This window comes from Streptomyces sp. NPDC002092 (genome assembly GCF_053593775.1).
This window is the reverse complement of record NZ_JBSFDG010000012.1, coordinates 224,505-244,715: the sequence shown is the minus strand read 5'-3', so window position 1 is coordinate 244,715 and position 20,211 is coordinate 224,505. Positions and strand designations below refer to the sequence as shown.

Below are 20,211 nucleotides of genomic sequence, written 5' to 3'. Positions count from 1 at the left end.
GCCGAGGTGTCGAACTGCTCGGAACGGCCCGTACCGCTCCTCGATGGGGTGCGGCGGGGCGAGGGACGGGAACGAGGCGAGGGTGGCTCGTCGCCCGAGGGGTCAGGCGTCAGGGATGTCCGTTTTGGCGCGAAGCAGGGTTTCCCTGCTCACGATCACGATCCGCTCATGGTCGGCGCGGGCCGCGTCGGAAGGGAGCAGATCGTCGAGCTCTGCGGTGGCCTCGGTTCCGATGACCGCGAAGTTGCCATCGCTCAGCTCAAAGATGTCCGGGCAGGTCTCGCCGGACATGCTGCCGCGCTCGCGGGGGGAGGCGCCGATCCGGCGCACGATTTTCAAGGGGGATCAGGTCCTCATGCGTCGGTTGTTACTCACTGTGACTCATGGGGACGGAGAATACCGCAGACGTTACCACTCGGATGGCCGCACGACTGAGCCAACTGGCCGCATGCAGTACCGTGTTGTCCCTTTGTTTGCACCGTCCTCAGTCGGCAGGAGGTTCACCCACCACCCACCATTCGTCCGTGTCGGCCTCATCCAGATCGCGAATGAGCGTGTCCACCATCATGCCGACACGTCCCTCTTCCGAGTCGTTCTGCAGGCTGGCCCGGTGCGGGCGGGTGGCCTCCCAGTACGCGCGGAAGACGGCATTGCGGACCAGTACCCGAAGGTGCCCCCGCAGCTCTTCCAGATCGGCGATGCCGATGCGGTAGCCGAAGACGGCATTGGCGTAGAGGGCGTTGGCGAAGAGGTACTGCCGTCGCTGCGCAGGTGAGTCGGTTTCGACGGTGCTCAGCACGGCGGCCAGTTCAGGATCGTCCATGGCCTTGTCGAGCAGGCGGAGTTGAAGGCGCTGATGGTCGACGAGCCGCGCTCGTCGGGCATCGAGTTCTTCGTTGCGTGAGCGCGGGTCTGCGTACCAATGCCGGTACGCGGCGACGACGGTGAGGGCTCCCACGGCGAAGGCGGCCCCTGCGGCTGCGGCGGCACCGAGCCCCCGCGTCCCAAAGTTCTGTGTGGCCATGTCAACCCCCGGGTCAGGCGGCCGTCCGCCGGTCGTCGGGGTGCGGGTCGACTGATGGGGACCGGCGAGCGGTGGGCGGCGCTTGCCGTCTCCCAGGGTGCCGAGCGGCTCTGATCGGCAGGGAGGCGGAGAGGAGGCGCATGGAGGGAAGCGAGGGTCGCCCGCTCCGGCGCCTTGCCCAACGTCTGCCCCGCAAGTGCTGCTAACAATCGTTCACTTCGCGGGGATTATTCCGGCTCGTATCCTGGTCCGGCATTCAATCCTCGTGTGTGCGCCGGGACCGCGATCCGGTGCACGCGTCGGTGTCAGAGAGGTCGCACGTTGAGTCAGCCGAGCCACAGCCTCCGGCAGATCCCGGTCGTCGTACTCGCCGGATTCCTGGGCTCCGGCAAGACCACCCTTCTCAATCACCTCCTCCACCGCAGCGGTGGCAGCCGTATCGGTGCCGTCGTCAATGACTTCGGTGCCATCGAGATCGACGCCATGGCCGTGGCCGGAGCGCTCGGTGATTCCACCGTCTCGCTCGGAAACGGCTGTCTGTGCTGTGCCGTGGACGTCAGCGAGCTCGACCTCTATCTCGAGCGGCTCGCCCGGCCCTCCGCCGGCATCGACGTCATCGTGATCGAGGCCAGCGGCCTCGCCGAGCCCCAGGAACTCGTGCGCATGGTGCTCGCGAGTGAGCAACCGGGGATCGTGTACGGCGGGCTCGTCGAGGTCGTCGACGCCGCCGAGTTCGACGACACGCGCGTGAAGCACCCCGAGATCGACCGGCACCTCGCCCTGGCCGACCTCGTCGTCGTCAACAAGCTCGACCGGGCACCGGACGCAGAGCGCGTCCTCGGGCTCGTCCGCTCCCTCATCGACCGTGCAGCCGTCGTCCCGGCCACCTACGGCCGCATCGATCCCGAGTTGCTCTTCGACTGCAGGCCCAGCGAGGAGCGCATCGGGCAGCTGTCCTTCGACGACCTGCACGAACCCGGCGAAGACGGTGAACATGAGGAATACGGCGAGCACGGACACGCCGATCATCTGCACGCGGCCTACGACAGCCTGTCCTTCAGCTCCGAAGTGCCCCTGAACCCACGCCGGTTGATGGAATTCCTCGACAGCAGGCCCGAAGGGCTGTACCGGATCAAGGGGTACGTCGACTTCGGAGCGTACGACGTCCACCACCGCTACGCCGTGCACGTGGTGGGGCGCTTCCTCCGGTTCTACCCGGAGCCCTGGGCGCCGGGCGACGCCCGCCTCACCCAGCTGGTCCTCATCGGCTCCGGCATCGACGCGCCCGCCCTCGGCAAGGAACTCGAGGCGTGCAACAGCGACGCCCCGCACACCGCCGACGAGCACGGTATGTGGGGCGTCCTGCGCTACGTACAGGATCCGGAAGAGGATCTCGTGGAGCCACCGGCCTAGACGGGGCCCGCCACCACCGCCACCGTCTTCGGCAGGGACACGCCCGAGCCGTCGCGGCGCGGGTCGATCTCGGGGAGGTCGGCCGGGGTGCCGTTCTTCTGGGCCGCCTTGGCCGGGACGGTACCCGCCCAGGCCAGGGAGAGGCAGTCCTCGCCCTTGAGGAACCGCTGGCAGCGCACCCCGCCGGTGGCGCGGCCCTTGCGCGGGTACTGGTCGAACGGGGTCAGCTTGGCCGTCGTCTGGACCGAGTCGTCGAGCGTGCCGCGCGAGCCCGCGACCGTGAACACGACCGCATCCGCCGCCGGGTCCACCGCAGTGAAGGAGATGACCTTCGCGCCCTCGGTGAGCTTGATGCCCGCCATACCGCCCGCCGGACGGCCCTGGGGCCGGACCTGCGAGGCCTGGTAGCGCAGCAGCTGCGCGTCGTCCGTGATGAAGACGAGGTCCTCCTCACCGGTGCGCAGCTCCACCGCGCCGACGATCCGGTCGCCGTCCTTGAGCGTGATGACCTCCAACTCCTCCTTGTTGGACGGGTAGTCGGGGACCACTCGCTTGACGACGCCCTGTTCGGTGCCGAGGGCGAGGCCGGGGGAGGACTCGTCCAGCGTGGTCAGGCAGACCACCGTCTCGTCGTCCTCCAGGGAGAGGAACTCCGACAGGGGCGCACCGCCGGAGAGGTTCGGCGCCGACGCCGTCTCCGGCAGCTGGGGAAGGTCGACGACGTTGATCCGCAGAAGGCGGCCGGAGGAGGTCACCGCGCCGATCTCGCCGCGTGCCGTCGCCGGGACCGCCGACACGATCACGTCGTGCTTGGTGCGCCGGGCGTCGGCGTCCTCCGGGAAGGGCTCGCCGTTCGACGTGCGGGCCAGCAGGCCCGTGGAGGAGAGCAGCACCCGGCAGGGGTCGTCCGCGACCTGCAGCGGTACGGCGGCCGCCGGGGCGCCCGAGGCCTCCAGCAGGACCGTACGCCGCTCGGTGCCGAACTTCTTGGCCACCGCGGCCAGTTCGGAGGAGACCAGCTTGCGCAGCTCCGCGTCCGACTCCAGGATCCGGGTCAGCTCCGCGATCTCCGCGTTCAGCTTCTCCTTCTCCGACTCCAGCTCGATGCGGTCGTACTTGGTGAGACGGCGCAGCGGTGTGTCGAGGATGTACTGGGTCTGGATCTCCGAGAGCGAGAAGCGCTCCATCAGGCGTTCCTTCGCCTGCGCGCTGTTCTCGCTGGAGCGGATCAGCCGGATGACCTCGTCGATGTCGACGAGGGCCGTCAGCAGGCCCTCCACCAGGTGCAGCCGGTCGCGGCGCTTGGTGCGGCGGAACTCGCTGCGGCGGCGCACGACCTCGAAGCGGTGGTCGAGGTAGACCTCCAGGAGCTCCTTGAGGCCCAGGGTGAGCGGCTGGCCGTCCACCAGTGCGACGTTGTTGATGCCGAAGGACTCCTCCATCGGCGTCAGCTTGTACAGCTGCTCCAGGACGGCCTCCGGCACGAAGCCGTTCTTGATCTCGATGACCAGGCGCAGGCCGTGCGCGCGGTCGGTGAGGTCCTTGACGTCGGCGATGCCCTGGATCTTCTTGGAGCCGACCAGGTCCTTGATCTTGGCGATCACCTTCTCCGGGCCGACCGTGAAGGGCAGTTCGGTGATGACCAGGCCCTTGCGGCGGGCGGTGACGGTCTCGATCTCGACCGTGGCACGGATCTTGAAGGTGCCGCGGCCCGTCTCGTACGCGTCCCGGATGCCGGCGAGGCCCACGATGCGGCCACCGGTGGGCAGGTCCGGCCCGGGAACGTGCTTCATCAGGGTGTCGAGGTCCGCGGCCGGGTAGCGGATCAGGTGCCGGGCGGCCGCGATGACCTCGGCGAGGTTGTGCGGCGGCATGTTCGTCGCCATGCCGACCGCGATGCCCGACGAGCCGTTCACCAGCAGGTTCGGGAAGGCCGCGGGCAGGGCGACCGGCTCCTGCTCCTGGCCGTCGTAGTTGGGCGCGAAGTCGACCGTGTCCTCGTCGATCGACTCCGTCATCAGGCTCGTCGCCTGCGCTTGGCGGCACTCGGTGTACCGCATGGCGGCCGGCGGGTCGTCGTTGCCCAGCGAGCCGAAGTTGCCGTGGCCGTCGACGAGCGGCACGCGCATGGAGAAGGGCTGGGCCATGCGTACCAGGGCGTCGTAGATCGACGCGTCGCCGTGCGGGTGCAGCTTGCCCATGACCTCGCCGACCACGCGCGCGCACTTCACATAGCCGCGGTCGGGGCGCAGCCCCATCTCGTTCATCTGGTAGACGATGCGGCGGTGGACCGGCTTGAGGCCGTCGCGGGCGTCGGGCAGGGCTCGGGAGTAGATGACCGAGTACGCGTACTCGAGGAAGGAGCCCTGCATCTCGTCGACGACGTCGATGTCGAGGATGCGCTCCTCGAACGAGTCGTCGGGCGGCGGGGTCTTCGTGCTGCGGCGGGCCATCGCTGCCGGCTCCTCTTTTCTGGCTGCTCGCGCTGAAGCGTGAACGGGTTCTGACGCGACCATTGTGGACCGCGGCACTGACAACGCGGACGAGGACCTGGCGTCGAAGTAGGTTCCCGGCGTGGCGGAAGGCTACGCGATCCGCTGTGGGCGTACGTCGGCCGGGAACTTCGCCGACGATCTGCACGCTTGCATACAGTGGCAGGACCGGCAGGAAAACCGCGGTTCGAACCACCGCATCCGCGAGGCGAAGGGACGTACATGCCCATGGGTCACACGGCCACAGACCAGGCAGGCACCGGGGGCCTGACAGCGACCGAGCACCGCCTGGCCAACGGCCTGCGCGTGGTGCTCTCGGAGGATCACCTGACCCCGGTCGCGGCGGTGTGCCTCTGGTACGACGTCGGCTCGCGCCACGAAGTCAAGGGACGTACCGGCCTGGCTCACCTTTTCGAGCACCTGATGTTCCAGGGCTCCGGACAGGTCAAGGGCAACGGGCACTTCGAGCTGGTGCAGGGCGCCGGCGGCTCGCTGAACGGCACCACCAGCTTCGAGCGCACCAACTACTTCGAGACCATGCCCGCCCACCAGTTGGAGCTCGCCCTCTGGCTGGAGGCCGACCGGATGGGCTCCCTGCTCGCCGCCCTCGACGACGAGTCCATGGAGAACCAGCGGGACGTCGTCAAGAACGAGCGCAGGCAGCGCTACGACAACGTGCCGTACGGCACGGCGTTCGAGAGGCTGACCGCCCTCGCCTACCCGGAGGGCCACCCCTACCACCACACGCCGATCGGCTCGATGGCCGACCTGGACGCGGCGACCCTGGAGGACGCGCGCGCGTTCTTCCGCACGTACTACGCGCCGGGCAACGCCGTCCTCTCGGTCGTCGGGGACATCGACCCGGAGCAGACGCTCGCCTGGATCGAGAAGTACTTCGGGTCCATCGCCTCGCACGACGGGAAGCCGGAGCCCCGCGACGGCTCGCTGCCCGAGATCATCGGTGAGCAGCTGCGCGAGGTCATCGAGGAGGAGGTCCCGGCGCGCGCCCTGATGGCGGCCTACCGGCTGCCGCAGGACGGCACGCGCGAGGCGGACGCCGCCGACCTGGCGCTCACCGTCCTCGGCGGCGGCGAGTCCTCCCGCCTGTACAACCGGCTGGTACGGCGCGACCGTACGGCCGTCGCGGCCGGATTCGGCCTGCTGCGGCTGGCCGGAGCGCCCTCCCTCGGCTGGCTGGACGTGAAGACCTCCGGGGACGTCGAGGTGCCGGTCATCGAGGCCGCCATCGACGAGGAGCTCGCCCGGTTCGCCGCGGAGGGCCCCACGGCCGAGGAAATGGAGCGCGCCCAGGCCCAGTTGGAGCGCGAGTGGCTGGACCGGCTCGGCACGGTCGCGGGCCGCGCCGACGAACTGTGCCGCTTCGCCGTCCTCTTCGGCGACCCGCAGCTCGCCCTCACCGCCGTCCAGCGCGTCCTGGAGGTGACGGCCGAGGAGGTCCAGGAGGTCGCCAAGGCCCGCCTGCGCCCCGACAACCGCGCGGTGCTCGTCTACGAGCCGCTCTCGCCCGAGTCCGCGGAGCACACCCAGGACGAGGACTTCCCTGAAGACCCCGAGTCCGAAGCCACGGTGGAAGCCACCGACCAGAACGAGGAGGCGGCCAAGTGACCGAGCTCGCCACGATGCAGTTCCACCCGCAGCCCCGGGCGGGCGAGGCCAAGCCGTGGGCCTTCCCGTCCCCCGAGCGCGGCGCGCTCGACAACGGCCTGACCGTTCTGCGCTGCCACCGCCCCGGCCAGCAGGTCGTCGCCGTCGAGGTGCTCCTTGACGCACCTCTGGAGGCCGAGCCGGCCGGTTTCGAAGGCGTCGCCACGATCATGGCGCGGGCCTTCTCGGAGGGCACCGACAAGCACTCCGCCGAGGAGTTCGCCGCCGAGCTGGAGCGCTGCGGCGCCACCCTCGACTCGCACGCCGACCACCCGGGCGTACGTCTGAGCCTGGAGGTCCCGGCCTCCCGTCTCGCCAAGGCACTCGGTCTGCTCGCCGACGCCCTCAGGGCGCCCGCGTTCGCCGACAGCGAGGTCGAGCGGCTGGTCCGCAACCGCCTGGACGAGATCCCGCACGAGCTGGCCAACCCCTCGCGCCGTGCCGCCAAGGAGCTCTCCAAGGAGCTGTTCCCGGCGACCTCGCGCATGTCGCGCCCGCGCCAGGGCACCGAGGAGACGGTCGAGAAGATCGATGCGGCGGCCGTACGCGCCTTCTACGACCGCCATGTCCGGCCCGCCACGGCCACCGCCGTCATCGTCGGCGACCTCACCGGCATCGACCTGGACGCGCTGCTCGGCGACACCCTGGGCGCCTGGACCGGCTCCAAGGCCGAACCCCGCGCCGTGCCGCCGGTGACCGCCGACGACACCGGGCGGGTGATCATCGTCGACCGTCCCGGTGCCGTCCAGACGCAGCTGCTCATCGGCCGCGTCGGCGCCGACCGGCACGACCGCGTGTGGCCCGCCCAGGTGCTCGGCACGTACTGCCTCGGCGGCACCCTCACCTCGCGCCTGGACCGCGTCCTGCGCGAGGAGAAGGGCTACACCTACGGTGTGCGCGCGTTCGGCCAGGTCCTCAGGTCCGCCCCGGACGGCTCCGGTGCCGCGATGCTCGCCATCAGCGGCTCCGTCGACACGCCGAACACCGGCCCGGCGCTCGACGACCTCTGGAAGGTGCTCCGGACCCTCGCCGAGGGCGGCCTCACCGACGCCGAGCGCGATGTCGCCGTACAGAACCTCGTCGGTGTGGCGCCGCTGAAGTACGAGACCGCGGCTGCCGTCGCGAGCACGCTGGCCGACCAGGTCGAGCAGCACCTGCCCGACGACTACCAGGCCACGCTGTACCAGCAGCTCGCCGCGACCGGCACCGTGGAGGCCACCGCGGCGGTCGTGAGCGCCTTCCCGGTGGACCGCCTGGTGACGGTTCTCGTCGGTGACGCGGCGCAGATCAAGGAGCCCGTCGCGGCGCTCGGGATCGGTGAAGTCACCGTGGTGTCGGCCGAGTAGCGGCACGCGCGCGTGGGAGGGCCCTGGTGAGGGATGCGTCACCAGGGCCCTCTTATGTCCGAATTGGCAGAGAATCGAAGGAGAGTTGCCTGTCTGCCCTGTGGGATGCGCTACAAACGCCGTGATCCGTTTGGGGATTGAAAGCGGCCCCGCTTAGCGTCTTCCGGGCTGTCCGTCAGGCACCGCGCCGCATCCGCGGCACCGGACAGCCATCGCCGAGTCCCCGTACGGCGCGAGCCAGGGGAGCCGGGGACCCGCCCTCCTGTCGCCGCCTTCGCGGCTGGAGGGGCCCAAGTCCCTGGGGTGAATCGGACGCCCGCGCGTGCAGCGAGGGGGTCCGTAGGAGACCTTCCTGCTCCGAACCCGTCAGCTAACCCGGTAGGCGAGAGGGAAGGAAAGGACCAGCCACCACATGGCGTTCACGCGCGCCACCGGGAAGCACCGTCGTCCCGCACGGATGCACCGCACCACCACCCGTGCCGCCGGGGTCGCGGCCCTCGCCGCCACCGGCGTCATCGGCAGCCTCGCAGCCCCCGCGCTCGCCGCCGACAACGCCGTCGAGCAGACCGGCCTCACCCCCGTCATCACCATCGGCAACACCATCGCCGACAAGATCGACGCCCAGGCCGACGCCCAGAAGCAGGCCGCTGAGGAGGCCGCGCTCAAGAAGGCGGCCCTGGAGGCGGCACGCGAGAAGGCCGCCGCCCAGGCCAAGCAGGAGCGCGAGGCCAAGGAGCGCGCCGCCCGCGAGGCCGAGCGCAAGCGCCTCAACACGTTCGTGGCGCCGATATCGAACTCGTACGTCTCCACCGGCTACCGGGCCAGCAGTTCCCTGTGGTCCTCCGGCAGCCACACCGGCATCGACTTCCACGCCGCGAGCGGCACGGCCGTCCACGCGGTCGGCGCCGGCACCGTCGTGCAGACCGGCTGGGGCGGCGCCTACGGCAACCAGATCGTGATCAAGATGAACGACGGCACGTACACCCAGTACGGCCATCTGTCGTCCATCGGCGTCTCGGTGGGCCAGACGGTCACCCCGGGCCAGCAGATAGGCCTCTCCGGCGCGACCGGTAACACCACCGGACCGCACCTGCACTTCGAGGCCCGCACGACGCCCGAGTACGGCTCGGACATCGACCCCGTCGCCTACCTGCGCTCGCATGGCGTGAACGTCTGACGACGGATCGCAGGATCTGCTGAAGCCCCGGCTCCCGAGCCGGGGCTTTCGGTGTTTCTGCCGCCCCGCTGTCCAAAAAATATCCATGGATTCCAACCCGCCGTCGGAAATTCCGGCTCCGTGCAATAGAGTCACCGATACACGTCAATCATCGACGTTTCACGGGGATTAAGTCGGAGGTCGGTCATGCGTATTCCGGCGCACTCGGTGTGCACGGCGATCCGGGACGACATCGTCGCCGGTGTCTACGAGCGCGGCAGCCGCCTCACCGAGGAACTCCTCGCGCGCCGCTACGGCGTCTCGCGCGTCCCCGTGCGCGAGGCCCTGCGCACCCTGGAGGCCGAGGGCTTCGTCGTGACCCGGCGGCACGCGGGCGCGTGCGTCGCGGAACCCACCGAGCAGGAGGCCGCCGACCTGCTGGAGATGCGCATGCTGCTGGAACCGCTCGGCGCCTCCCGGGCCGCCCAGCGGCGCACCGACGCCCATCTCAAGGTGCTGCGCGGCCTGGTCAGACTGGGCCAGGAGCGGGCCAGGAGGGGCAGCAGCGAGGATCTGCGCTCCCTGGGTGGCTGGTTCCACGAGACGCTCGCCCAGGCCTCCGGCAGCCCCGCGTTGACCTCGATGCTGACCCAGCTGCGCCACAAGATCGCCTGGATGTACGCGGTGGAGGCGCCGGCCAACCCCGTGGAGTCCTGGGCGGAGCACGGCGCGATCGTCGACGCCGTGGCCCGCGGCGACAGCGAGCGCGCGCGGGTGGTGACGACGCTGCACACCGAGCGTTCGAGCGCGGTGCACCGGCTGCGGTTCGGCGGCCCGGAGCGGGCGAACGGTGTGAGGAACTCGCAACATGCCGTAAACATGTCGGGCCTGCGGCATTAACACGCGCGCCGTATACAAAGAGGGAACAATTCGCGGGGGCATTATTTCTGCTGCCCGCGATCGATAATTCCACCGCCCCTGCGCGGAAAAAGCAAAGGGCCCGCCCGGCAATTCGGACGAGCCCTTCTGTGGTGCCGTGATCAGACGGTCTCGGGAAGCTCCTCGAGCCCCTCGGAGACCAGCTTCGCCAGCCGGTCGAGGGCGACGTCCGCACCCTCGGCCTCGGAGGCGAGGACGATCTCCTCGCCGCCCTGGGCGCCCAGGCCGAGAACGGCCAGCATGGAGGCCGCGTTGACGGGGTTTCCGTCGGCCTTGGCGATCGTCACCGGGATACCTGCGGCCGTGGCGGCCCGGACGAAGATGGAAGCGGGGCGGGCGTGGAGGCCCTCGGCCCAGCCGACGTTGACGCGGCGCTCAGCCATGTGATGCTGCCCTTCAGAGTCTCAGGGTTGTCTAGACCAGTTTCCCACACGTGAAACGTCTCCGGAGCGGTTCTGTGTCCCGTCCGGGGTGGGCGGTCGGGCCGCGGCCTCGGCCCGACTTCCGTCCTTGTTCTCTTCTCGACGGACTGCCGTGTTCTCCACAGACTGCCTCGCGCCGTTGTCAGACGCGAGCCGTACTCTGGGGCCCATGCAGACCTCGCCGGACCGGCACGAGTACCCCGCCCACTGGGAGGCCGACGTGGTGCTGCGCGACGGCGGCACCGCGCGCATCCGCCCCATCACCGTTGATGACGCCGAGCGCCTAGTCAGCTTCTACGAGCAGGTTTCGGACGAGTCGAAGTACTACCGCTTCTTCGCGCCCTACCCTCGTCTGTCCGCCAAGGACGTCCACCGCTTCACGCACCACGACTTTGTGGACCGGGTGGGACTCGCGGCCACGGTCGGCGGCGAGTTCATCGCCACCGTACGCTATGACCGCATCGGTGCCGACGGCATGCCCGCCTCGGCCCCGGCCGACGAGGCCGAGGTCGCCTTCCTCGTGCAGGACGCCCACCAGGGGCGCGGTGTCGCCTCCGCCCTCCTCGAACACATCGGCGCGGTCGCCCGGGAGCGTGGCATCCGCCGCTTCGCAGCCGAGGTGCTGCCCGCCAACACCAAGATGATCAAGGTGTTCACGGACGCCGGGTACACCCAGAAGCGCAGCTTCGAGGACGGCGTCGTACGCCTGGAGTTCGACCTCGAACCCACCGACCGCTCCCTCGCCGTCCAGCGTGCGCGTGAGCAGCGTGCCGAGGCGCGGTCCGTACGACGGCTGCTCATGCCCGGCTCGGTCGCCGTCGTCGGTGCGGGCCGCACCCCCTCAGGCGTGGGCCGCAGCATCCTCGACAACATCCGGGACGCAGGCTTCACCGGGTCGCTGTACGCCGTGAACAAGGCGCTCCCCGAAGACGTCAAGGAACTCGCCGGCGTCCCCGCCCACCGCTCCGTCCGGGACATCGACGCCCCCGTCGATCTCGCGGTCGTCGCCGTGCCCGCCGAGCATGTCCTTGAGGCGGTCACCGAGTGCGGAGAGCACGGCGTGCAGGGACTCGTCGTCGTCTCCGCCGGGTACGCCGAGAGCGGGCCCGAGGGGCGCGAGCGCCAGCGCGAACTCGTACGGCACGCGCGCACGTACGGCATGCGGATCATCGGGCCGAACGCCTTCGGGATCATCAACACGTCCTCCGAGGTACGACTCAACGCCTCACTCGCCCCCGAGATGCCCCGCCCCGGCCGGATCGGTCTGTTCGCCCAGTCCGGCGCCATCGGCATCGCGCTGCTGTCCAGGCTGCAGCGCCGCGGCGGCGGCGTCACCGGAGTCACGGGCGTGTCCACCTTCGTGTCGTCCGGCAACCGCGCGGACGTGTCCGGCAACGACCTCATCCAGTACTGGTACGACGACCCCGACACCGATGTCGTCCTCATGTACCTGGAGTCCATCGGCAACCCGCGCAAGTTCACCCGCCTCGCCCGGCGCACGGCCGCCGCGAAGCCGCTGGTCGTGGTCCAGGGCGCCGGATCCGCCCCGCAGGGCCATGCCGTACGGGCCACCCGGTTGCCGCACGCCACGGTGTCCGCGCTGCTCAGGCAGGCCGGCCTGATCCGCGTGGACACGATCACCGAGCTGGTCGACGCGGGCCTGCTGCTCGCACGGCAGCCCCTGCCGGCCGGCCCACGGGTGGCGATCCTCGGGAACTCCGAGTCCCTCGGGCTGCTCACGTACGACGCCTGCCTCTCCGAGGGGCTCAGGCCCCTCAGGCCACTGGACCTGACCACCGGCGCCTCGGCGGAGGACTTCCACCAGGCGCTGCTGCGGGCCCTCGGGGACGACTCGTGCGATGCGGTGGTGGTGACCGCGATCCCGGCGATCGGCGAGGGGTCGCCGGGGGATGCCGAGCTGGCGGAGGCGCTGCGATCGGCCGCGGAGTCCGTGCCGGGCAAGCCCGTACTGGTGGTGCACGTGGAACTCGGCGGCCTCGCTGCGGCCCTGTCGGCCGCGACCAGCACCGCACCGCAGCCGGACACCACGGCGACCGCCACCCGCCGGCTGCGCCCCTCACAGCAACTGCCCCCTCCGGCACGCACACAGGAGCCCGCGGCCCCCGCCACCTGCTCCCGCCTCATCCCCGCCTACCCCGCCGCCGAGCGCGCCGTCCGTGCCCTCGGCGAAGCCGTGAAGTACGCGCAATGGCGCCGCGACAGCGCCGACCCCGGCAAGGTGCCCGAGTACGAGGACATCGACGAGAAGGGCGCCGCCCGGCTCATCGACCGGATGCTCGCGCGCGGGCAGGGGCTCACGCTCGGCACCGAGGACACCTGCGAGCTGCTCGGGCAGTACGGCATCCCCGTGCGCAGGGCGGTGCCCGCCTTCACCCCGGACGACGCGGTCCGGGCCGCCGAGACCCTCGGCTACCCCGTCGCCCTCAAGGCCACCGCCCCGCACCTGCGCCACCGCGCCGACCTGGGCGGCGTACGCCTGGATCTCGCGGACGAGGAGCAACTGCGGCGCGCGTACGCCGAGTTGACCGAGCTGTTCGGGAAGCCGGAGGAGCTCAGGCCGGTGGTGCAGGGGATGGCACCGCGCGGCGTGGACACGGTGGTACGGGCCGTCATCGACCCGGCGGCCGGGGCCGTCCTGTCCTTCGGGCTCGCCGGAGCCGCCTCCCAGCTGCTCGGCGACATGGCGCACCGGCTGGTCCCGGTCACCGACCGGGAGGCCACCTCCCTGGTCCGGTCGATCCGGACGGCGCCGCTCCTGTTCGGCTGGCGCGGCTCCACCCCGGTCGACACCCCCGCACTGGAAGAGCTGCTGCTGAGGGTCTCCAGACTGGTCGACGACCACCCCGAGGTCGTCGCGGTGACCCTGGAACCGGTCGTCGTCGCACCCCGAGGTCTGACCGTCCTCGGCGCCTCCGTCCGCCTCGCGCCGCCACCGGCCCGTGACGACCTCGGGCCACGCACCCTTCCCGTCTACTGAGACGTGCGCCAAGACGACGCTGACCGGTGCCTCGCAGTCAGTGCACCCCCGTAGGATGGACGTCATGGCCAAGACCAGTACGACGACCCAGGGGCTGCGCGCGGCGATCGAGCGCAGCGGCTACTACCCGGCCCTCGTGGCCGAGGCGGTGGAGGCCGCCGTGGGCGGCGAGCCCATCCGGTCGTACCTGGTCCACCAGGAGACCACCTTCGACGCGAACGAGGTGCGGCGGCACGTCACGGTGCTCGTCCTCACCGGCAACCGCTTCATCGTCAGCCACACCGACGAGCAGGCCGCGGACACCACCTCCCCGACGCCGTACGCCACGACCTCGACGGAGTCCGTGAAGCTCGGCCGGATCTCCTCGGTCGTGGTCAGCCGCGTGGTCGCCAACCCGGAGCAGTACCAGCCGGGCACCCTGCCCCGCGAGGTCGTCCTCACCATCGGCTGGGGCGCCGTCTCGCGCATCGACCTCGAGCCGGCCGCCTGCGGCGACCCCAACTGCGACGCCGACCACGGATACACCGGCAACTCGACGGCGGACGACCTCAGCCTGCGCGTCAGCGAGGCCGGTGACGGACCGGAGACCGTCCGCCAGGCGCTCGCTTTCGCCCAGTCGCTCTCCGAGGCCACCGCGGACACCACCCGCTGATGTCGCAGTCCGCTCCCTGGGACACCCACCCGGAACCCCTCGCCGTCGACTCCGCGCCACAGCCCGAGTACGGCAGCGGCTCCCTCGCCGACCTGCTGCCCACACTGGCCGCAGGCATGGGCGTGCCGGACATGACCGCCGCGATCATCGAGCTGACCCCCGCCGACCGCAACTGCGTGTTCCTGATCGACGGGCTCGGCTGGGAGCAGCTGAAGGCGCACTCGGACGAAGCGCCCTTCCTGACCTCGCTCCTCGGTACCTCGCGCGGCGGCACCGGCCGCCCCCTGACCGCGGGCTACCCGGCGACCACCGCGACCTCCCTCGCCTCCGTCGGCACCGGTCTGCCGCCCGGCGCGCACGGCCTGCCCGGCTACACCGTGCGCAACCCGGAGACCGGCGAGCTGATGAACCAGCTGCGCTGGCGGCCGTGGACGTCGCCGCGCGCCTGGCAGCCGTACCCCACCGTCTTCCAGCTGGCCGAACAGGCCGGGGTGCACGCGGCCCAGGTGACCTCGCCGACCTTCCAGAACACCCCGCTGACCCAGGTCGCCCTCAGCGGCGGAACATTCCACGGCCGGCTGTCCGGCGAGGACCGCATGGACCTCGCAGCCGCGCAACTGGCCGTCGGCGACCGCTCCTTGGTCTACACGTACTACGCCGAACTGGACGGCGCCGGCCACCGCTACGGCGTCGAGTCCGACACCTGGCGCGGCCAGCTCATGCACGTCGACCGTCTCGTCCAGCGCCTCGCCGAGCAACTCCCGCCTCGTACCGCGCTGTACGTCACCGCCGACCACGGCATGGTCGACATCCCCTTCGACGAAGAGCACCGCATCGACTTCGACGAGGACTGGGAACTGCGCGCCGGTGTCGCCCTGCTGGGCGGCGAGGGCCGCGCCCGGCACGTGTACGCGGTGCCCGGCGCCGAGAACGACGTCCTCACCTGCTGGCGCGAGGTGCTCGGCGAGCAGTTCTGGGTGGCCTCGCGGGACGAGGCGATCACGGCGGGCTGGTTCGGACCGCACATCGACGAGCGCGTGTACGCCCGCATCGGCGACGTGGTCGCGGCCGCCCGCGACGACGTCCTGATCATCGCCTCCGAGCGGGAGCCCAAGGAGTCGGCGATGGTCGGCAACCACGGCTCGATGACCCCTGCCGAACAACTGGTCCCCCTGCTCGAAGTACGCTCCTGAGGCCCACCCCTCCGTTCCCCTTCACCGAAAGGTGCTCAACTCCCCATGCCCGAGCTGGTGTTCTTCTCCGGAACCATGGACTGCGGGAAGTCGACTTTGGCGCTACAAATCGAACATAATCGATCGGCGCGTGGTCTGCAGGGGCTGATCTTCACGCGTGACGACCGTGCGGGCGAGGGCAAGCTGTCGTCGCGTCTTGGGCTGGTGACCGACGCGGTTGAGGCCGGGCCGGGGCTGGATCTGTACGGATATGTGGTGGAGCAGCTGTCTCGGGGCGGCCGGGTCGACTATGTGATCGTGGACGAGGCCCAGTTCCTGCTGTCCGGACAGATCGACCAACTGGCCCGGATCGTGGACGACTTGGAGCTGGACGTCTTCGCGTTCGGCATCACCACCGACTTTCGGACGAGACTCTTCCCTGGTTCCCAGCGTCTGATCGAACTTGCCGATCGCCTGGAGACTTTGCAGGTCGAGGCGATGTGCTGGTGCGGTGCCCGGGCCACGCACAATGCGCGCACCGTGGGTGGAGAGATGGTCGTCGAGGGGGAGCAGGTCGTCGTGGGCGACGTGGCTCAGTCGGTGGCGGAGGTCGGGTACGAGGTGCTGTGCCGACGTCATCACCGTCGGCGGATGACGAGCACCGCGGCGCGGGCAGCGGCGTTGTCGCCGGACGTGTTGCCGGTCACTGCCACTTGACCTCTGGACGAGGAGAGGCGCGTCGACTTGATTGCCGGCCGCGCTGGCCATGGGGAGTGAGTGTGGCCTTGCTCGCAGGTTCGCGTCCTGGGCGGGGCGCGTGGCCGAAGGATGGCGGGCTGAGCTGGGGTTATGGCAGGGCGGCTTGTCGTTGAGGGGGGCTTTTGCCCTACGGCGCGGGGGACGGCGGGGCGCCGAGGCGGCCCGTGTACTGGGTGCCCGAAGACCCCGCCATCAGCGGTTTCGCCGGGTTCACGGTCTTCGCGTCTGTGCGGCGTCGGGTAAGGGTTCAGAGTGGTTCCCTCGCCGGGCAGACCCAGGGCAGCCGGGAGACCAGCCAACCGCCGCCCAGAAGCGCTCCGTCAGCCGTGAGCAGGGTTCCCGAGTGGGCCCGTACCGCGGTCGTCAGCGCCGTTCCGCGCAGGCCGGGGGCCTCGGTCAGGGTCTGGGCGAGCGCTGTGAGGGCGGTTTTGGCGCGGCGTACCGCGCAGATCTGCGGATGGACGGCCCACACCTCACGGTCCCGTGCCGCCCGGCACAGTTCGGCGAAGGAGACCAGCCCGCACTCCACCGGCGTGAGGACGGGGCCGGTGCCCGTCGCGAGGCGCGCGAACCGGTCCTGGGGTGCCAGCACCGCCAGCGCGCCCCCGGGGCCCAGCGCGAGACCGGCCGCCGCCGCTTCCTCGGCGACTCCCAGCGCCAGTGTCGTCCAGTCGGGTTCCTCGTACGGGGCAACCGCGAGCGCCACCGCGCCCAGCGCCATCGCGCCCTCGACGATCGTGCGGGCCAGCGCGTCCCTGTCCGGCGCCCAGCTCAGTGCGGGCGCCCCGGCTCGTACGAAGGGCAGCAGGCACGGCAGGCCGGCGGCCTGGTACACCGCCAGCGCCTGCCTGGCGGCCTCCGTGTCGGTGTGGCCGACGACCGCCGCGTACCCGGCGCCGACGACGGTATGGGCGACATGTGACGTCTCGTCGTGCACGTGCCACTCGGCAGCATCCGGGTGGAGGGCCCTGACCCGCTCCAGCCGGCCGAGAAGGGCCGCGCCCCACGCCGTGCGCGGGCCGGTCAACGGCGCGACGACGGCAACGCTGGGTCGGGTCACCGGGATCAGCCCCAGATGAGCGAGTCGCTGCTCGCGGCGACGACCTGAAGGTCGGTGTCGGCCGTCGCGGTGCCTGTCGCGCCGCCGAGGACGAATACCGCGGCGAGCGTCGCGAACAGGCCGCGGAACAGGTGAGAAGCAGACATGGGTGTCCCCCTGGTGATTCGTCGTGCGGTGGGTGATGAGTGAGTGCTCAGCGGGTGATCGCTGTGTGATCAGCATGTCCGGCACGGTCATCCGCGGCCATGCCCAAGGGAGTTCCGGGAGCGGCCATGGCCAGGGGCGGACGTCGACCAGGACGTCGACCTGTCCGAACTCCGGACCGTGACTGTGCTGCTGCGCGGCGCGTTCCTAAGATCCCCCACAGGGCACCGCCGGGACGACGGGGGCGCGGTGCCGGTGGATCATTTGGGGGACGATTTCAGGTGGACGCACGCGCAAGGGCCCAGGAGCTCTACCGCCTCGCTCTCGACAACGCCGCCTGGCGCTCGGAGACGCTCACCGAGGACCGTGGCTGGAGCGGGACGGAACTCGCCGAGGCACTCCAACAGCTCCGCCGGCTCGGCCTGTTCGTACCGTCGTCGGACAACCGCAACGGCTGGACGGCTCTCGCTCCCGACACCGCGCTGCGCAATCTGCTCCTCGACGAGGAGCAGCACACGAGCGCCCTGCTGACCGCCGTAGGGCAGACCCGCTCCGCGCTTGCCCAGGTCGTCGCGGACTTTCAGCCGGTGCACGCCCGCCAGCTGTCCTCCGTACAGATGGAGGTGGTGACCGGCACGGCCAATGTGTCGGCCGTCCTGGAGGACGCCTCGCAACGGGTGGAGGAGGAGGTGCTCTCGATGCACCCGGGGCGTGCGCTGCCCGCCGCGATGGTCGAGGCGGGTCTGGAGCGCGACCGGCTCGTGCTCGCCCGCGGTGTACGCATCCGTACGATCCATCTGGGCTCGGCCGCCGCCATTCCGCACATGACGGCCTATCTGCGCCGGTTGAACGGCGCCGACGCCCAGGTCCGCACCGCGCACACCCTGCCACTGCGGCTGATCGTGGTCGACCACTCGCTGGCGATCGTGCCGGCGTCCCAGACCACGGACGGGGAGATCGCCGCCGTCGTGCTGCGCGGCGAGACCCTGGTCCGTGTGTTCCAGGGGATCTTCGAGCACTGCTGGGCCAGCGCCGCTGTGCTGACCGAGTCCGCGACCGACAGCCCCGAGGGCGACTGGCACCCGACCGGCCGCCACCGTGAGTTGGTGCGGATGCTCGCGGGCGGACTCACCGACGAGGCGATGGCGCGCAAGCTCGGGGTCTCCGAGCGTACGGTCCGCCGGCTCGTCTCCGAGCTGACCGAACGGCTAGGCGCGGCCAGCCGTTTCCAGGCCGGTGTCTGCGCCGTCCGGCTCGGCTGGCTCGACGACTGACGCCTGCCGGGGTGCGGCCGCCCCGCGCCCCCACCCCGTGCCCGCGAGCACGAGGCACGCGCCCAGCAGGCCCAGCCACCCGGGCCGGTCCCCGGCGAGCGCGATCCCGACGACGGCGGCCCACACCGGCTCGGTGCCGAGCAGCAGGCTGACCCGCGACGGGGATGTCCGGCGCACCGCCCACATCTGCACGAAGAACGCGAACAGAGTGCAGAACGCGGAGAGGTAGAGCAGCCCGAGCCAGTCCCCGATCCCGAAGTCCGCCGTGGCCGCCCACGGGGTACTTCCGGTGCCGGGCACCGCGGAGAGCAGCGCGAACACCACGACCGCGCTGCCCAGTTGGACCGTGGTCATCGACAGCGCGTCCGCGCCCTGTACCGACGGCATGCGTGACATCGCCAGGACGTGCACGGTACGGGCGACGGCCGCGCCCAGCATCAGCAGATCACCGAGGGACGGCGCGCTGAAGCCGGCACCTTGGGTGAGGAGCAGCACACCGAGCACCGAGAGCCCCGCGGCCGCGACGAACGACCGCGAGGGCCGGGTGCCCGTCAGCCGGCCCTCCGCGATCGGCGTGAAGATCATGGTGAGGCTGATGATGAGCCCGGCGTTGGTCGCCGACGTGTGCACGACGCCGTACGTCTCAAGGAGGAAGATCCCGGAGAGGATCAGTCCGAGGACGCCGGCGCCCCGTATCTGTGCCCCCTTCACGACTCGTAGCTTGCGCCATCCGGCGACGGCCAGCACCGGCAGCACCACGGCGAACCGCAGCACGAGCACGGCGAGGACGGTCTGCGTCGTGGTGACGCCCTTGGCGGCGAGATAGCTGGAACCCCACACCACCGCCACCAGTAGGACGGGCAGATCGGTCAGCCAGGCGCGGCGGGCCGTAGCGACGGTCATGTGGGGGACTCCTCTGCGGAAGCGGAAGACGGGCGGGGGCGGCGGCTCAGCGCGCGGTGTAGGCGATGACCAGGACGTCGCGGTGGGCGGCGAGTTCGGGGTCCACCGGCCGTACCGGGGTCACCGAGTGCAGCGTGCGGCGGTCGTCGCCCAGCAACAGGTCACCGGGCTCGGACAGAGTAGCGGTGAGCAGGTGCTCGCCCTCGTCGGTGTAGACGCCGCTCTCGCCGCCGGTGACGTTGGTGCGGCCGATCATCAGTGAGGTGATGAAGGTGACGCCGTCACGGTGCCGCCCCTCGGGCGCGGGCTGGCCCTGCTGGTCCCCGGAGGCGATGATGCGGTACGGGTGCAGCTTCACGTTCCACGACGTCGTACCTTCGACGGCGGTGAAGATCCTGCCGAGCTCGACGAGCACGGAGCGCAGCAGCGGGTCGCCGGCGAATGACTCGGTCAGTGGGTCGAAGACCCGCTCGATACCGCCGTTGAGCGGGTTGATGTCCGATTCCTGACGGTACGGGGCGTGCGGGAGCAGGGTGAGCTCGCCCGCGGCCGGGTCGAGCTCGAACTGGCCGTAGCGGCGGAAGCGGTAGGTGCCGCCGTCGGCCATGTACGTGTCGAGGGTGAGCTCGTCCCAGTGCGCGGCGAACCGTGTCCAGTCGGCGGCATCGACACCGGCGAGTGCGCACAGCGCGGCGGCCGGCATCAGATGGCCGCCGGGACCGGCGAGGGCGTTGACGGCATCGACGGCGACGGGGTGGTGGGTGGCGGCAGCGGTCATGGCGGTACTCCGTA

General features: G+C 70.7%; 18 protein-coding genes and 1 riboswitch. Of the genes, 10 read left to right on the top strand and 8 right to left on the bottom strand.

Annotated features, from left to right (window positions below; translation table 11 throughout):
- Positions 1–102: 102 nt before the first annotated feature.
- Positions 103–339, bottom strand: a complete 237-nt coding sequence (locus ACWCRD_RS27805; protein WP_450968499.1) for a hypothetical protein — start codon at positions 337–339, stop codon at positions 103–105.
- 145 nt (positions 340–484) lie between these two features.
- Entirely contained in the window at positions 485–1,024 is a 540-nt protein-coding gene (locus ACWCRD_RS27800) for a DUF6082 family protein (RefSeq protein ID WP_450968498.1), read from the bottom strand.
- A 321-nt stretch (positions 1,025–1,345) separates the two neighbouring features.
- Between ACWCRD_RS27800 and ACWCRD_RS27795 the strand changes: the two genes are divergently transcribed.
- Positions 1,346–2,437, top strand: a complete 1,092-nt coding sequence (locus ACWCRD_RS27795; protein WP_450968497.1) for a CobW family GTP-binding protein — start codon at positions 1,346–1,348, stop codon at positions 2,435–2,437.
- Here ACWCRD_RS27795 and ACWCRD_RS27790 read toward each other — a convergent pair.
- Entirely contained in the window at positions 2,434–4,890 is a 2,457-nt protein-coding gene (locus ACWCRD_RS27790; RefSeq protein ID WP_450968496.1) for a DNA gyrase/topoisomerase IV subunit A, read from the bottom strand. The genes ACWCRD_RS27795 and ACWCRD_RS27790 overlap by 4 nt on opposite strands.
- 261 nt (positions 4,891–5,151) lie before the next feature.
- Between ACWCRD_RS27790 and ACWCRD_RS27785 the strand changes: the two genes are divergently transcribed.
- The 4 genes from ACWCRD_RS27785 to ACWCRD_RS27770 all read left to right on the top strand — a co-directional run bounded on the left by ACWCRD_RS27785 (position 5,152) and on the right by ACWCRD_RS27770 (position 9,996).
- Complete coding sequence (locus ACWCRD_RS27785) at positions 5,152–6,555, top strand: M16 family metallopeptidase (RefSeq protein ID WP_344401754.1); 1,404 nt, start codon at positions 5,152–5,154, stop codon at positions 6,553–6,555.
- Complete coding sequence (locus ACWCRD_RS27780) at positions 6,552–7,940, top strand: M16 family metallopeptidase (RefSeq protein ID WP_450968495.1); 1,389 nt, start codon at positions 6,552–6,554, stop codon at positions 7,938–7,940. Before ACWCRD_RS27785 ends, ACWCRD_RS27780 begins: the two co-directional genes overlap by 4 nt.
- 203 nt (positions 7,941–8,143) lie before the next feature.
- A riboswitch (cyclic di-AMP (ydaO/yuaA leader) is annotated at positions 8,144–8,340 on the top strand.
- A 12-nt stretch (positions 8,341–8,352) separates the two neighbouring features.
- On the top strand, positions 8,353–9,117 hold the full coding sequence (locus ACWCRD_RS27775; RefSeq protein ID WP_450968494.1) for a M23 family metallopeptidase: 765 nt from the start codon (positions 8,353–8,355) through the stop codon (positions 9,115–9,117).
- A 186-nt stretch (positions 9,118–9,303) separates the two neighbouring features.
- Positions 9,304–9,996: a GntR family transcriptional regulator gene (locus ACWCRD_RS27770; protein ID WP_450968493.1), complete on the top strand. Its 693-nt coding sequence runs from the start codon at positions 9,304–9,306 to the stop codon at positions 9,994–9,996.
- Positions 9,997–10,136: 140 nt separating this feature from the next.
- Here the strand turns inward: ACWCRD_RS27770 and ACWCRD_RS27765 are convergent, their stop codons facing one another.
- Positions 10,137–10,418 carry an HPr family phosphocarrier protein gene (locus ACWCRD_RS27765; protein WP_030605519.1) on the bottom strand — a complete coding sequence of 94 codons (282 nt, stop codon included), beginning with the start codon at positions 10,416–10,418 and terminating at the stop codon, positions 10,137–10,139.
- A gap of 208 nt (positions 10,419–10,626) precedes the next feature.
- Here ACWCRD_RS27765 and ACWCRD_RS27760 point away from each other — a divergent pair, with 208 nt between their 5' ends.
- The 4 genes from ACWCRD_RS27760 to ACWCRD_RS27745 are packed head-to-tail and all read left to right on the top strand — an operon-like array spanning position 10,627 to position 15,996.
- The gene (locus tag ACWCRD_RS27760; RefSeq protein WP_450968492.1) at positions 10,627–13,455 is read left to right on the top strand and encodes a bifunctional acetate--CoA ligase family protein/GNAT family N-acetyltransferase; all 2,829 of its coding nucleotides are present in this window, start codon (positions 10,627–10,629) and stop codon (positions 13,453–13,455) included.
- A gap of 55 nt (positions 13,456–13,510) precedes the next feature.
- The gene (locus ACWCRD_RS27755) at positions 13,511–14,107 is read left to right on the top strand and encodes a DUF5998 family protein (protein ID WP_450968491.1); all 597 of its coding nucleotides are present in this window, start codon (positions 13,511–13,513) and stop codon (positions 14,105–14,107) included.
- The gene (locus ACWCRD_RS27750; protein WP_450968490.1) at positions 14,107–15,300 is read left to right on the top strand and encodes an alkaline phosphatase family protein; all 1,194 of its coding nucleotides are present in this window, start codon (positions 14,107–14,109) and stop codon (positions 15,298–15,300) included. The genes ACWCRD_RS27755 and ACWCRD_RS27750 overlap by 1 nt, the downstream gene beginning before the upstream one ends.
- A 45-nt stretch (positions 15,301–15,345) precedes the next feature.
- Positions 15,346–15,996, top strand: coding sequence for a thymidine kinase (locus ACWCRD_RS27745; RefSeq protein ID WP_450968489.1), 651 nt, complete (start codon positions 15,346–15,348; stop codon positions 15,994–15,996).
- A gap of 289 nt (positions 15,997–16,285) precedes the next feature.
- Here ACWCRD_RS27745 and ACWCRD_RS27740 read toward each other — a convergent pair whose 3' ends face one another.
- Positions 16,286–17,098, bottom strand: a complete 813-nt coding sequence (locus ACWCRD_RS27740) for a hypothetical protein (protein WP_450968488.1) — start codon at positions 17,096–17,098, stop codon at positions 16,286–16,288.
- A gap of 5 nt (positions 17,099–17,103) precedes the next feature.
- Positions 17,104–17,244, bottom strand: coding sequence for a hypothetical protein (locus ACWCRD_RS27735; protein ID WP_450968487.1), 141 nt, complete (start codon positions 17,242–17,244; stop codon positions 17,104–17,106).
- A 279-nt stretch (positions 17,245–17,523) separates the two neighbouring features.
- Here ACWCRD_RS27735 and ACWCRD_RS27730 point away from each other — a divergent pair, with 279 nt between their 5' ends.
- The gene (locus tag ACWCRD_RS27730; RefSeq protein WP_450968486.1) at positions 17,524–18,516 is read left to right on the top strand and encodes a helix-turn-helix transcriptional regulator; all 993 of its coding nucleotides are present in this window, start codon (positions 17,524–17,526) and stop codon (positions 18,514–18,516) included.
- On the opposite strand, the gene ACWCRD_RS27725 is transcribed toward ACWCRD_RS27730, so the two are convergent.
- Both ACWCRD_RS27725 and ACWCRD_RS27720 read right to left on the bottom strand, forming a co-directional pair.
- Entirely contained in the window at positions 18,451–19,419 is a 969-nt protein-coding gene (locus ACWCRD_RS27725; protein ID WP_450968485.1) for a DMT family transporter, read from the bottom strand. The genes ACWCRD_RS27730 and ACWCRD_RS27725 overlap by 66 nt on opposite strands.
- Positions 19,420–19,465: 46 nt before the next feature.
- Positions 19,466–20,197 (bottom strand): 2OG-Fe dioxygenase family protein, encoded by a 732-nt coding sequence (locus tag ACWCRD_RS27720; protein ID WP_450968484.1) that lies wholly within the window; start codon positions 20,195–20,197, stop codon positions 19,466–19,468.
- Positions 20,198–20,211 lie beyond the last annotated feature (14 nt).

Bases quoted from the DNA above. Each gene is read 5' to 3' on its own strand.
- ACWCRD_RS27770 (WP_450968493.1), top strand. From the start codon at position 9,304: ATGCGTATTCCGGCGCACTCGGTGTGCACGGCGATCCGGGACGACATC.
- ACWCRD_RS27750 (WP_450968490.1), top strand. From the start codon at position 14,107: ATGTCGCAGTCCGCTCCCTGGGACACCCACCCGGAACCCCTCGCCGTC.
- ACWCRD_RS27720 (WP_450968484.1), bottom strand. From the start codon at position 20,197: ATGACCGCTGCCGCCACCCACCACCCCGTCGCCGTCGATGCCGTCAAC.
- ACWCRD_RS27775 (WP_450968494.1), top strand. From the start codon at position 8,353: ATGGCGTTCACGCGCGCCACCGGGAAGCACCGTCGTCCCGCACGGATG.
- ACWCRD_RS27755 (WP_450968491.1), top strand. From the start codon at position 13,511: ATGGACGTCATGGCCAAGACCAGTACGACGACCCAGGGGCTGCGCGCG.
- ACWCRD_RS27725 (WP_450968485.1), bottom strand. From the start codon at position 19,419: ATGACCGTCGCTACGGCCCGCCGCGCCTGGCTGACCGATCTGCCCGTC.
- ACWCRD_RS27760 (WP_450968492.1), top strand. From the start codon at position 10,627: ATGCAGACCTCGCCGGACCGGCACGAGTACCCCGCCCACTGGGAGGCC.
- ACWCRD_RS27745 (WP_450968489.1), top strand. From the start codon at position 15,346: ATGCCCGAGCTGGTGTTCTTCTCCGGAACCATGGACTGCGGGAAGTCG.
- ACWCRD_RS27785 (WP_344401754.1), top strand. From the start codon at position 5,152: ATGCCCATGGGTCACACGGCCACAGACCAGGCAGGCACCGGGGGCCTG.
- ACWCRD_RS27790 (WP_450968496.1), bottom strand. From the start codon at position 4,890: ATGGCCCGCCGCAGCACGAAGACCCCGCCGCCCGACGACTCGTTCGAG.
- ACWCRD_RS27765 (WP_030605519.1), bottom strand. From the start codon at position 10,418: ATGGCTGAGCGCCGCGTCAACGTCGGCTGGGCCGAGGGCCTCCACGCC.
- ACWCRD_RS27735 (WP_450968487.1), bottom strand. From the start codon at position 17,244: ATGTCTGCTTCTCACCTGTTCCGCGGCCTGTTCGCGACGCTCGCCGCG.
- ACWCRD_RS27800 (WP_450968498.1), bottom strand. From the start codon at position 1,024: ATGGCCACACAGAACTTTGGGACGCGGGGGCTCGGTGCCGCCGCAGCC.